Below are 12,484 nucleotides of genomic sequence, written 5' to 3' on the forward strand. Positions count from 1 at the left end.
GTCGCCGATTATCAAGGCCCATGGCGTGTTTTGCCCGGCGGGCGCGTGGCGCGCCGTGCAGCCCGCGTACCGCGCACGCCCTCACGATGCGCAAAGGCAGCGGCGCGCATCCTCATATTCCGCGGCGAATCGCGCGATGAGCGCAGCGGCCGGCACCACGCCGGTGACCGCGCCAATGCCCTGGCCTGCGCCCCAAATGTCCTTCCACGCCTTGGCACCTGTCGCCGCAGCGAAGTCCATCGCCGAGGGATCGCTGGCGGGCAGCGCGTCGGGGTCGAGCCCCTGTGCGACGATGGACGCGCGCAGATAATTGCCGGAGACGCCCGTGAAGTAATCCGAATAGACGATGTCCGCCGCCTGCCCGTCCACGATGCCTTGCTTGTAGGCGGCGCTGGCCCGCGCTTCCTGCGTGGCGATGAAGGCTGAGCCGATATAGGCAAAGTCCGCGCCCATCGCCTGCGCGGCAGCGATGCCGCTGCCCGTGGCGATGGCACCGGAAAGGGCGATCGGCCCGTCGAACCACGTCCGCGTCTCTGCCACCAGCGCGAAAGGCGACTGGCTGCCGGCATGGCCGCCTGCGCCCGCCGCCACCAGGATCAGGCCATCCGCGCCCTTTTCGACCGCCTTGTGAGCGAAGCGCTGATTGATGACGTCATGGAAGACGAGGCCGCCCCAGGCCTTCACCGCCGCATTCACCTCCTCATTGGCGCCCAGCGAGGTGATGATCAGCGGCACCTTGAAGCGGGCGCAGATCGCAAGATCCTCCATCAGGCGCGGGTTGGAGCGATGAACGATGAGATTGACGGCAAAGGGCGCGGCCGGCGCCTCGGGATGGGCAGCATCATGCGCCGCGAGTTCGGTGACGATGCGCTCCAGCCAGTCCTCGACGCGGTCCGGCGCGCGCGCATTCAGCGACGGCATGGCACCGATGATGCCCGCCTTGCACTGCGCGATGACCAGATCGGGATTGGAGATGATGAACAGCGGCGCGCCGATGACGGGCAGACGCAAACCACGGCGAAGGCTCTCGGGAACGGACACCAGTTTCTCCTCTCCCGCCCGGCCTGACATGGCGACTTTCGCCCGTCAATGCCGGCGAAATTCGCATCGTTACCATTTCATTTACCATCTGCACGCTACCGCTACGGCAGAGCCAATCGAGGCCAAGGGGGTAAGCGGCATGGGACAGACAAGAACGATGCGGGCGGGTCTGACATGGGCAGCGCCGGATGTGACGAGCTTGCTGGCGCGGTTGTTCGACCGCACGAGTCGCGCGCAGGCATCGGTTCAGGGTCAGGCTGCACCCTCCGCATGGAGCCCGAGGCCGGCGCCTCGCCGCCGCATGAACGACGACCTGCCCGCCACTCCGGATGTCGCGGAGACAGCGCCGACGCCGCGCCGCCCAGCCCTCATGCTCGTCACCGAGACCAACGCGCTGCCCGCATGGGCGTCGTTCAGCGCGGTCATGCCGGCGCCACTTAGCGATCTGGAGGTCAGCGCGCTGGCCGCCGCGCAATGGCCCCGCGCCCGCCCGATAAGCGATGATGCAGCCATCCGCGTCGCCAGCGATGCGACGGAGGAGGACTCCGCCGCGATGCAGGCCGCGCTGAGCGAGGCGCTCGCCCGCCTGCGCGCACTGACCATCCAGTCCCGCCACTGACAAAGCCGCACCGCACGCCAGTCACCAGTCCTCAATCGTGAGGACCGCCAGCACCATCTCCACCCGGCCATGCTGCCCATCCATCACGGAATCGACCGCCAGATCGACGACGATATGATGGACGAGGGCGAACTCGGCGTCCGGCAACGTCTTGGTCAGCACCGTCGCCCTGTCCCACGCATCCGGACCTGCGAGGTGCAGCACGATCCGATGCTGCGCGCCGACGAACGTCGCGCTGCACCAGGGGCGCTGTCCGCCATCCTCCACAGCACAGTCCGGACCGGCCAGCGCCTGCAAGGCAGCCAGCAGACGGCCGTGACAATCGCGCCGCGTGCTGCGGGGCGGGGCAGCCTTGCGAGGCAAGGGGCTGGACGTGGCCGCCAAACGAGCCGGCCTGGATCTCAACAGCGCTCTCATTGCGCACCTTCTTCATAAATGTTCATGAAATGTTCTACGCGGCGCCGCGTGCGTTCGGAGGGTTCACGCCCCCGACGCAGATCATGCACGAAACGGGGATCGCGCACGCATTCGCGACCGAAACGGGTTGCCGCCATGCCTGTACGGCGCAGGAACAACTCAATGGATCTCAGGACCGTCATCGCCAACCGAACCTCCTCACTGGACTCGACAATAGGAAGACCCCTAGGTTCTAAAGTTATTTCCTACTTGTCTAGGAAAATTCCTATGTGTAGTGTCCCGCAATGGACAGCGTCGATGCGAGAGCCAATCTGGAACGGCTGATTCAGGAGCGTGGGGAAAGCTATGGCAGCATTTCCCGCCTGCTCGGTCGCAATCCGGCCTATATTCAGCAGTTCGTGAAGCGCGGCTCGCCCCGCAAGCTGGACGAGGCCGATCGCCAGCTGCTCGCCCGCTTCTTTGGCGTCGAGGAGGCGCTGCTCGGCGGCTCTTCAGCACTGACGCCCAACCCGATGAGACACAGCGCACCCCTGCCGCGCGGTCTCATCGCAGTTCCCCGACTCGCTCTCGGCGCTTCTGCCGGCGTCGGCGCGCTGGTCGAGGATGAGGCAGCGGCTGGCGCGCTAGCCTTCGACATGCGCTGGCTCAGAGCCCTGGGCGGCCAGCCCGATCAGCTCTCCATCATCCGCGTGGATGGCGAATCGATGGCGCCGACGCTCAGCGATGGCGACGACATCATGGTCGATCGGGCCGACGGCATCGATCGGCTGCGCGATGGCATTTATGTGCTACGCATGGATGATGTGCTGATGGTCAAGCGCGTCGCGCTGACGCCCCGCCGCGGGCTCTTCTCGATCCGCAGCGACAACCCGCTCTACCCGACATGGGAGGATGTCGACCCCGCCCTCGTCAATATCGTCGGTCGCGTGATCTGGGCCGGGCGCCGGGTGGGCTGATCGCCTCGCCGGCTATCCGGGGCGACCACGGCGCGCCAAGCGGCATGGCCTGATTTCGCTCGGCTCGACACGGCGTTCGCCGGGCGCGAAACGCGCCAGATAGCCGCCCGCCGCCGTCCGGCCTTCCATGCCGACGAAGCGGAAGCCGATCGCCTCGAACTCGCAGCGCAGCAGTGCCGGCGGCGTGCCATGATGCTCGGTCGGGCGGTCGATATCGACCACCACCACCTGCCCGCCGGGCTTGAGCGCCGGATAGAGCCGCCAGAGAAAGGCGTAGGGCTCGGCGATCTCATGATACATGTGCACCATCAGCACCCGGTCGAAGCTGTGCTCCGGCAGGCGCGGATCGTCCGGCGTGCCGAGCTTGACGCTGACATTGTCCCGATTCTCGCGGGTCACGCGCTGGCCGAGCTGGTCGATCACCTCGGCGATGATGTCCTGCCCGAGCACGCGGCCCCTCGGCCCCACGCGTGTGGCGAGCCGCACGGTGTAGTATCCCTCACCCGCGCCGATGTCGGCTACGGTCATGCCCGGCGCGATGCCGGCACGGTCCATGATTTCCTCGGCCTCGTTGACCCGGTCGCGCGCCTCTTCCGTGGACCAGCGCGTCGAGATGATCGGCGCCACCGGCCGGTCGGCGCGGGGGAAGGCTTCGGCCGTGTCGGGTCGGCCACTGGACGCCGGCGCGAGCGAATCACAGCCCGAGAGCAAGGCAGGGCCAAGCAGCAGGACCAGCGCGGCTGAGCGCCGCGCATCCCGCCCGCGCAGCATCAGTCGACATCCTCGACGTCGACCTTCTCCCCGGTCACCTTCTGGCTGAGCGCGGCCGCCATGAACGGATCGAGCGCGCCGTCCAGCACGTCATCCGGCGCGGTGGAGGTGACGCCGGTGCGCAGATCCTTCACCAGCTGATAGGGCTGCAGCACATAGGAGCGGATCTGGTGGCCCCAGCCGATCTCGGTCTTGGCCTGATAGTCGGTGTTGGCTTCCGCCTCGCGCTTCTGCAGCTCCGCCTCATAGAGGCGCGCCTTGAGCATGTTCATCGCGGTAGCGCGGTTCTTGTGCTGGGAGCGGTCGTTCTGGCTCGCCACGATGATGCCGGACGGCACGTGGGTGATGCGGACCGCGGAATCGGTGGTGTTGACGTGCTGACCGCCCGCACCGGACGCGCGATAGGTATCGATCTTGAGGTCGCTTTCCTTGATCTCGATCTCGATATTATCGTCGATCACGGGATAGACCCACACCGAGCTGAACGAGGTGTGGCGCCGGGCGGAGCTGTCATAGGGGCTGATCCGCACCAGCCGGTGCACGCCGCTCTCGGTCTTGGCATAGCCATAGGCATTCTCGCCCTTGAGCAGCAGCGTCGCGGACTTGATGCCCGCCTGTTCGCCCGCCTGATACTCGATCATCTCGACCTTGTAGCCGCGCTTCTCGGCCCAGCGCTGGTACATGCGCAGCAGCATCTCCGCCCAGTCCTGGCTCTCGGTGCCGCCGGCGCCGGCGTGGATTTCCAGATAGGTGTCGTTGCCGTCCGCCTCGCCGGAGAGCAGCGCCGTCACCTTGTCGCGGTCGGCCCGCTCGGCCAGCGCGGCGAGGCCGGCGATGCCCTCATTGGCCATCTCCTCGTCGCCCTCGGCATCCGCCATGTCGATCAGCTCGACGGTATCGTTCATCTCGGATTCGATGGCGCGGGTGGCGTTGATGGCTGCGTCGAGCCGCTGGCGCTCGCGCATCACATCCTGCGCCGCCTTGGGATCATCCCACAGCGTCGGATCCTCCACGCGGGCGTTCAGCTCATCCAGGCGGCGCAGCGCGCGATCCCAGTCGAGGAACCGGCGCAGCAAATCCAGCGCTGCCTGAATGTGGTCGACATGGGCCTGCGCTTCGGCACGCATGAGAAATCTCCGTCAAGTCCGTGGCCAGATGGTGGGCCGAATGCAGCCCGATGCGACGCCGCTTCCCCCCGGTCAAGGGGCGAGAAGGCCGGCCTTGGCACAGCGGGCGGAAAGTTGCTCTCAGAGCAACGATTGATCGGGCGGATCGGATGCGGCGGAATCGCCCTGCCGCGCGCGGCTGCGCTGCCGCCAACGATGGGCCACCCAGCCGCGCCAGCCGAGGTGGACGAGGCAAAAGCCCAGGATCGATGCCACAATGGCGAACAGCAGAAGCCCCAGCGCGGTGGGCGCCGCAACATCCAGCGCGCGCGCGCCGATCGAGCGAATCATCGTGTCGCCGCTTGCCGAGAGACGGTCGCCCAGCACGCCATGCCCCAGCTTGTACGCCGCGAAATAAATGGGCGGGAAGGTCAACGGGTTGGTGACCAGCGTTGCGCACGCGGCGGTCAATATGTTGGCCCGTGCGGAAAATGCCAGCATGGCCGCAACTGGCGTCTGCCCGAAGGGAATCAGGAAGCCCGCGAACAGACCCAGCGCGACCCCGCGTGCTGTCGACCGCCGGTTGAAATGCCAGAGCAGCGGGTGCGCGATGCGGTGCGCGAACGGCTTCATCCACCGATTCGACAGCAGGCTTTCGCGGGTCGGCAGGCGGCCGATCAACCAGCGCTTCAAGACGGGTCCTCCATGACAGGCGACCTGTCTAACCCATCAAGGCTGAGCATCGCGTGAACGCGGCGCACGAGGACGGGACAAGTAACGGGCCAGACACGCGATATAGGTCGCCGGGCCCGCGGCTCAATAGATGCCGCCCTGCTCCCCGGCGAAATCGCGGCTCACATCGCGGCGGGCCGCGGCCGGCTTGTCCTCGCGCGCGCGCTCTTCCAGCTCATCGCGCCGCATGGAAATGCGCGGCTCGGTTTCCGGCTTGAACGCCTCCCAGATGATCGCGGTGCGCGGATCGTCCGAGGGCCAGCCGCCGTAGACGCGCTTGCCGCTGCGCCGGTCGACCCGCACCATGCGGACGCCCGCCGGCGCCACGAACGGCGTCTTGGGCATATCCTTGAGAATGGGCGCCATGGCCGACTTCCAGATCGGCGCCGCCAGCGTGCCGCCCTGGGCATAGCCGCCCATGTTACGGGGCTGGTCGAAGCCGACATAGACGCCGGCGACGATGTCCGGCGATCCGCCCACGAACCAGACGTTGGTCGGGCCGTTGGTGGTGCCGGTCTTGCCGAACAGCGGCCGGTCCAGATCGCGCAGGCTGGTCGCGGTGCCGCGCTGGATCACGCCTTCGGTGATGTGCACCATCTGATAGGCGGTCATCGGGTTCATCGCTTGCCGCCCGCCATGGGCGAAGCGCGGCATGGCCTTGCCGTTCCAGTCATCGGCATTGCAGCCCTGGCAGGGTTTCCAGTTGCGCGGCCAGATCACCTGGCCGTTCCGGTCCTGCACATAATCCATCACCTTGGGGGTGAGCTGGCGGCCGTGATTGGCGAGCATCGCATAGGCATTGACCATCTTCTCGACGGTCGTCTCGCCGGCGCCGAGCGCGAAGGCGAGATAGGGCTGGTAATCGCCAATGCCCATCGCCTTGATGGTGCGGACGACGCGGTCCATGCCGGTCTGCGCGGCCGTGCGCACCGTCATCAGGTTGCGCGATTGCTCGATACCCCAGCGCATCGTCTGCGCGCCACCGCCCCCGCCGGAGAAGTTGCGGAAGCACTTCTGCCCGAGATTGGCGCCCTGCCACACGCAGAAGGGGCCATCGACGATGATCGAGGCGGGCGTCATGCCATTGTCGAGCGCGGCGGCATAAACGAACGGCTTGATGGTCGAGCCGGGCTGCCGCATCGCCTGCGTCACCCGGTTGTAGGAAGACAGGCGCGCATCGAACCCGCCCTGCATGGCGAAGACGCGGCCGGTGTGGACGCCCTCGATCATGAAGCCGCCGGAGACGCCCGGAACGTTGCGCAGCGCATAGGCATTGCCCTCGGGCTTCACCGCGATGACATCGCCGGGCTTGAGCGAATCGAAGGTCGGGCGGCCATTGCGCCGGTCGGCGAGCAGGGCCGAGGAGCGCGGCAATGTGCCGGTCTGCCCACCGGGCAGGCCGAGCGAGGCGCTGCTGCCGGACTTGTCCAGCACCACCGCGACGGTCCAGTCCGCATAATCGATGCCGAGATTGGAGGCGGCAAGCTCGCTTTCCCAGCGATCCAGATTGTCGATTTTCGCGATCGGCCCGGACCAGCCCTTGCCCGAATCATAGCGCAGCAGGCCCTCGCGCAGCGCCCGCGCCGCCTGCTCCTGCATGAAAGGCGAGAGCGGCGAACGCACCCACAGGCCGCCTGCATAGACGCTGTTGGGGCCATGCTCGGCAGCTTCGCCAAACTCGGCGATCAGGCGCCGGCGGATTTCCTCGATATAATAGCCGCCGACAGCACTGTAGCCGCTGCCGCGCTGCCGCACCGCGCCGAGCGGCTGCGCCCGCGCTTCCTCATATTGGCCCTGCGTGATGAAGCGGTTGCGCAGCATCTCGCCCAGCACCCAGTTTCGCCGTTCGAGCGCGCGATCCATGTGGACTTCGGGCCGATAGTTCGCCGGCCCTTTGGGCAGGATCGCGAGATACGCCGCCTCATGCAGCTTGAGATCGGCCACATCCTTGTCGAAATAGGCGCGCGCCGCAGCCTGCACGCCATAAGCGTTGCGGCCAAGGAAGATCTGGTTGAGGTAAAGTTCGAGGATCTGCTGCTTGGTCAGCACGCTTTCCATGCGCCAGGCGAGGATCGCTTCCTTGAGCTTGCGCGTATAGCTCACCTCATTGCCGACCAGCAGGTTCTTGGCGACCTGCTGGGTGATCGTGGAGGTGCCACGCGGCGTCTGCCCGCTCATCAGGCCCTGGAATGCGGCGCGGGCAAGGCCGGGATAATCCAGGCCGTGATGACTGAAGAACGTCCGGTCTTCCGCAGCCAGATAGGCATTCACCAGCATCGGCGGGAAATCGGAATATTGCAGCTGGACGCGCCGTTCGCGCGCGAAGCTGTAGACCGGCTGGCCATCGATATCACGCACCACCGTCGGCAGCGGCGGCTGGTAATCGAGCAGCGTGCGCGCATCGGGCAGATCGCGCGCGAACAGCAGCCAGAAGAGGAAAATCGCGCCAATGAAGGCCAGCAGCGCATAAGCCAGCCAGCGCCAGCGCCGCCGTCTCATCATGTCGCGCAGGCGCGCGCGCACGGCGTCAAGACGCCCGCCCCGCTGCAACCGGAAGCTCGTCGCTTCGTTTGTCGCTTCTTCCATGCGCGCCACCTAGACCAATTCTGCCGCGTGAGGGAACCGATTTTGCGGCAGGGTGCGCGCAAATCTGGAATTCAACGCTGCACCGATTGCCGCGCGAAATAGACCGAGACAGCGGCGGCAACGCCCTTGGCCAGTTGCAACCGGCCATCGCGCGTCGCCATCCATCCGGCCTCGGCATTGTTGCTGACATAGCCGGTTTCCAGCAGCACCGAGGGCGTATCGGCCGATTTGAGCACCACCAGCGAGGCTTGGCGGTGATAGGGCGTGCGGAAGCGGAAATGCGGCAGTCCCTCGCGATGCAGGATCTCGGCAAAGCGCGCCGAGGATTCCATCGTGTCCCGCCGCGTCAGATCGATCAGGATCGAGCTGACCGCCGTGCTGGCGCCCGAGAGGTCCACGCCATTGATGATATCCGTGCGGTTCTCGCGCGCCGCCAGCCGCGCCGCCTCGCGGTCGGACGCGACGTCGGACAGGGTGTAGACAGTCGCGCCGCGCGCCTCCCCGTCTTGCGCGGCGTCCGCGTGAATCGAAATAAACAGCCCGGCGCCCAGCTTGCTCGCGATGCTGTAGCGCTCCTGCAGGATGAGGAAGCGATCGTCCGACCGTGTCAGCGCAACGCGGATGCGCCCGGTCTTGAGCAACTCATCCCGAACGGCCTGAGCGATGGCCAGCGTCAGATCCTTCTCGCGAATCTCGAGGCTGGCATTATAGGCGCCGGGATCGTGCCCGCCATGGCCGGCGTCGATCACCACCAGCGGACGACGCGGGTCTTTCGGCCCTTCGATGGTCGGCAGGGGCACGGCCGGCGCGGCATCCGGAATGCGCACGACAAGGCGCGGCCCCTTGGGCGGGCGGCTCATATGGTTTGTGAGGTCGCCAGCGCCGGACGCAGGCGCCCAAGCCACAGGCGCCTGCCCCCCGTCCGACGGCGCGGCAAGGCTCAGCACAAGAGCAGAAAATGCGGTCAACAGGGCCATGGAAGGCGACTTTTGCCGTCCATGCGGCGCCAGCGCCAGCCAAAAGTTAACCGGCCGGCAAGGCTCTTGCGTGCAGGGTGCCGCCGCGTTGGTAAGCAGCCTGGCTTGGTCTGGCAGCGCGGGGCCTTCTGCTTTTCCACGTTGCTCTGCGGAGCAAGCCCTGCTAGCGCTTCGTTCTCCCGGACAACCCGCTGTGCCCGACTGGCGCGCGGTGGGGATTTTTCCGGTTAATCATCGCCTTCTGGGCGATCCGACAGGTTGATGTTGCATGGGGCATGGCTTGATGAGCTTGGAGCGCGCGAAAGCGGGCCTTCAGCCGCGAGCACTGTTCAAGCCGGTATCCGCAGGACGCGGACATGCCCAGGCGACAGACACGCAATCCTTTTTTGAAAACCGGGGTTTTCAGCGCCGCTGCCGTGTCGACACGACACGCAAGAGCGCGCCCCCCTACATGACACCGGGTCGCCATCCCCGCTTGCGGCGCATGGCGATGACCGGCTGGAGAGACTTTAATGACAATGCGTATGCTGATCGATGCGCGCCACCGGGAAGAGACCCGGGTCGCGGTCGTAACGGGGAACCGGATCGAGGAGTTTGATTTCGAGAGCGCTGAACACAAGCAGCTCAAGGGCAATATCTATCTCGCCAAGGTTACCAGAGTCGAACCCTCGCTGCAGGCGGCGTTCGTCGATTACGGTGGCAATCGCCACGGTTTCCTCGCCTTTTCGGAAATCCACCCGGATTATTACCAGATCCCCCGCGAGGACCGTGAGGCGCTTCTGGCTGAAGAAGCCGCGCACGCCGCCGAAGAAGCCGCCCTGCGCGGCGATGTCGACGACGAGGATGATCATGGCGAGGATGGCGTAGAAGTCGTCGAGCGCCCCAATCTCGACGAAGACGAAGAGAGCGAAGGCGAAGCGCCGGCCCGCAAGCAGAACGGCAAGGGCAATGAGCAGGCCGCCGAGGAAGTGCGCCGCAAGCGCATGGCCCTGCGCCGTCGCTACAAGATTCAGGACGTCATCAAGCGCCGCCAGGTGCTGCTCGTCCAGATCGTGAAGGAAGAGCGCGGCAACAAGGGTGCAGCGCTGACCACCTATCTCAGCCTCGCCGGCCGCTATTGCGTGCTGATGCCCAACACCAGCCACGGCGGCGGCATCTCGCGCAAGATCAGCAACGGTGCGGATCGCAAGCGGTTGAAGTCCATCATCGCCGAGATGAAGCTGCCCAACACCATGGGCTGCATCGTGCGCACGGCGGGCCTCTCGCGCACCAAGACCGAGATCAAGCGCGACTTCGACTATCTCGCCCGCCTGTGGGACGAAATTCGCGAAAACACGCTCAGGGCCGCCGCGCCGGAGCTGATCCACAATGACAGCGACCTCATCAAGCGCGCCATCCGCGACATCTATCACCGCGATATCGAGGAAGTGATCGTCGAGGGCGATGAAGGCTATCGCCAGGCGAAGGACTTCATGAAGCTGCTGATGCCGAGCCATGCCCGGCGCGTGAAGCAATATGCCGATCCGGTCTCGCTGTTCCAGCGCTTCGGGGTCGAGGACCAGCTCGCCGCGATGTATAATCCGGTCGTCCAGCTCAAGTCCGGCGGCTATCTGGTCATCAACCCGACCGAGGCCCTGGTCTCCATCGATATCAACTCGGGCCGCTCGACGCGCGAGCACAGCATCGAGCAGACTGCCACGGCCACCAATCTGGAAGCTGCGCGCGAGATCGCCCGCCAGTTGCGCCTGCGCGACATGGCCGGCCTCGTCGTCATCGACTTCATCGACATGGAGCACAACTCCAACATCCGTAAGGTCGAGAAGGCGATGAAGGAGGCGCTCAAGGACGATCGCGCCCGCATCCAGGTCGGCCGCATCTCCGGCTTCGGCCTCATGGAAATGAGCCGCCAGCGCCTGCGCACCGGCGTGCTGGAAGCCTCGACCCGGCCCTGCCCGCATTGCGAAGGCACCGGTCTCGTCCGCACGGCATCGTCGGCCGGCCTCTCGGCCCTGCGCATGCTGGAAGAGGAAGCCGCGCGCGGTCGTGGCAGCCAGATCACCCTGCGCGCCAGCCAGGAAGCGGCCTTCTACGTGCTCAACAACAAGCGCCGCGAACTCGATGAAATCGAGAACCGCTATGGCGTGACCATCCTCATCCTGCCCGATGGCGAGATCGAGGGCGCCCGCATGTCGGTCGAGGCCAGTGGCCCGCGCCCGACCATGCAGGTCAGCTATGCCCCCGTCATCACCGAAGAGGTGGAGGACGAAGAGGACGAGATCGAGGACGTCGAGGAAGAGGAAGAAGTCGCTGAAGAGCGCCAGCCTCGCGCAGACGACGAAGGTGGCGAGGGACGCAAGCGCAAGCGCCGCCGTCGCGGCCGCCGTGGCCGGCGTGACCGCGACGACCAGTCGCCGCAGGACAGTGATGGTGCGGCGTCCGACGAGGATGACGACGCGCAGGCCGATGCCGATGAGCGTGATGACGAGCAGGCCGAAGCCGGCCCGTCCGAATCGAGCGAGGCCGAAGGGTCTGACGAGGCACCGCGTCGCGGCCGCCGTGGTCGCCGTGGTGGTCGTCGCCGGCGGGGCGGACAGAGCGACGGTGCAGACAATGGCGCCGAAGCCCGCGAAGGCGAGGCGGACGACGCCGCAGACGCCGCGCCGGTCGAATCGGCCGACGCCGCCGAGGCAGTGCAGGAGACGGCCGAGCCCGCATCGCCCCAGCCTGCTGAGCAAGCGGAAGAAGCGCCCGCGCCCAAGCGCCGTCGTCGCACCCGCAAGGCTGCCGAAGCCACGGATGAAGCCGTGACGGTGGAAGTCTCGCCCGAACTGGCGGAGCCCCCGACCGCCGAAGCGCCTGCTGCTGAAGCACCGACCGAGGCCGCCGAAGAGGCACCGGCTCCCAAGCGCCGCACGCGTCGCAAGACGACCAAGGCTGCGGAAACGCCCGCCGCGACCGAGGGTGAAGCCCAGCCGGAAGCTGAGGCAAGCACCGAGGCGGCAGAAGAGGCGCCCAAGGCCGCCCCCAAGCCCCGCGCGCGTCGCAAGCCCAAGACCGTCGAAGCAGCTACCGAGGCGCGCGAGACGCTGGTCGCGGATGCCGCCGACACGGCAACGGACGCTGATGCGTCGGCGCAAGCCGATGGCGACAGCGGCGAAACGCCCCGTCGCGGCTGGTGGCAGCGCACGTTCGGCGCGTGACGCACACCGCCCTGCGGTCTGAGAACCGGCATGATGGATCGCCCGATCCGTCATGCCGGGTTCAGGCTCGCCGGGCTAA

General features: G+C 66.6%; 11 protein-coding genes. 3 read left to right on the forward strand and 8 right to left on the reverse strand.

What is annotated here, in order from left to right; all coding sequences use genetic code 11:
* Nucleotides 1–81: 81 nt before the first annotated feature.
* Nucleotides 82–1,041: an NAD(P)H-dependent flavin oxidoreductase gene (locus M2331_RS13975; RefSeq protein WP_181560837.1), complete on the reverse strand. Its 960-nt coding sequence runs from the start codon at nucleotides 1,039–1,041 to the stop codon at nucleotides 82–84.
* A gap of 301 nt (nucleotides 1,042–1,342) precedes the next feature.
* Between M2331_RS13975 and M2331_RS13980 the strand changes: the two genes are divergently transcribed.
* The gene (locus tag M2331_RS13980; RefSeq protein WP_264592407.1) at nucleotides 1,343–1,660 is read left to right on the forward strand and encodes a hypothetical protein; all 318 of its coding nucleotides are present in this window, start codon (nucleotides 1,343–1,345) and stop codon (nucleotides 1,658–1,660) included.
* Between the two features lie 21 nt (nucleotides 1,661–1,681).
* On the opposite strand, the gene M2331_RS13985 is transcribed toward M2331_RS13980, so the two are convergent.
* Together M2331_RS13985 and M2331_RS13990 are read right to left on the reverse strand one after the other, a co-directional pair.
* The gene (locus tag M2331_RS13985; protein WP_184117280.1) at nucleotides 1,682–2,023 is read right to left on the reverse strand and encodes a hypothetical protein; all 342 of its coding nucleotides are present in this window, start codon (nucleotides 2,021–2,023) and stop codon (nucleotides 1,682–1,684) included.
* 50 nt (nucleotides 2,024–2,073) lie between these two features.
* A complete protein-coding gene (locus M2331_RS13990) occupies nucleotides 2,074–2,259 on the reverse strand; it encodes a hypothetical protein (RefSeq protein WP_181561545.1) in 186 nt (61 codons plus the stop codon).
* A gap of 102 nt (nucleotides 2,260–2,361) precedes the next feature.
* Between M2331_RS13990 and M2331_RS13995 the strand changes: the two genes are divergently transcribed.
* Nucleotides 2,362–3,033, forward strand: a complete 672-nt coding sequence (locus tag M2331_RS13995; protein ID WP_181560840.1) for a helix-turn-helix transcriptional regulator — start codon at nucleotides 2,362–2,364, stop codon at nucleotides 3,031–3,033.
* A 12-nt stretch (nucleotides 3,034–3,045) separates the two neighbouring features.
* Here the strand turns inward: M2331_RS13995 and M2331_RS14000 are convergent, their stop codons facing one another.
* From M2331_RS14000 to M2331_RS14020, 5 genes are all read right to left on the reverse strand, one after another.
* Complete coding sequence (locus tag M2331_RS14000) at nucleotides 3,046–3,804, reverse strand: class I SAM-dependent methyltransferase (RefSeq protein ID WP_181560841.1); 759 nt, start codon at nucleotides 3,802–3,804, stop codon at nucleotides 3,046–3,048.
* Nucleotides 3,804–4,931, reverse strand: coding sequence for a peptide chain release factor 2 (prfB, locus tag M2331_RS14005; protein ID WP_181560842.1), 1,128 nt, complete (start codon nucleotides 4,929–4,931; stop codon nucleotides 3,804–3,806). The genes M2331_RS14000 and prfB overlap by 1 nt, the downstream gene beginning before the upstream one ends.
* A gap of 120 nt (nucleotides 4,932–5,051) precedes the next feature.
* Nucleotides 5,052–5,603 carry a DUF2062 domain-containing protein gene (locus M2331_RS14010; RefSeq protein ID WP_264592408.1) on the reverse strand — a complete coding sequence of 184 codons (552 nt, stop codon included), beginning with the start codon at nucleotides 5,601–5,603 and terminating at the stop codon, nucleotides 5,052–5,054.
* Nucleotides 5,604–5,726: 123 nt separating this feature from the next.
* A complete protein-coding gene (locus tag M2331_RS14015; protein WP_181560843.1) occupies nucleotides 5,727–8,228 on the reverse strand; it encodes a penicillin-binding protein 1A in 2,502 nt (833 codons plus the stop codon).
* A 71-nt stretch (nucleotides 8,229–8,299) separates the two neighbouring features.
* Nucleotides 8,300–9,205 (reverse strand): N-acetylmuramoyl-L-alanine amidase family protein, encoded by a 906-nt coding sequence (locus M2331_RS14020; protein WP_181560844.1) that lies wholly within the window; start codon nucleotides 9,203–9,205, stop codon nucleotides 8,300–8,302.
* Nucleotides 9,206–9,717: 512 nt separating this feature from the next.
* Here M2331_RS14020 and M2331_RS14025 point away from each other — a divergent pair.
* Nucleotides 9,718–12,405 (forward strand): Rne/Rng family ribonuclease, encoded by a 2,688-nt coding sequence (locus M2331_RS14025; protein WP_181560845.1) that lies wholly within the window; start codon nucleotides 9,718–9,720, stop codon nucleotides 12,403–12,405.
* Nucleotides 12,406–12,484 lie beyond the last annotated feature (79 nt).

This window comes from Sphingobium sp. B10D7B, from assembly GCF_025961955.1.
GTDB lineage: Bacteria > Pseudomonadota > Alphaproteobacteria > Sphingomonadales > Sphingomonadaceae > Sphingobium.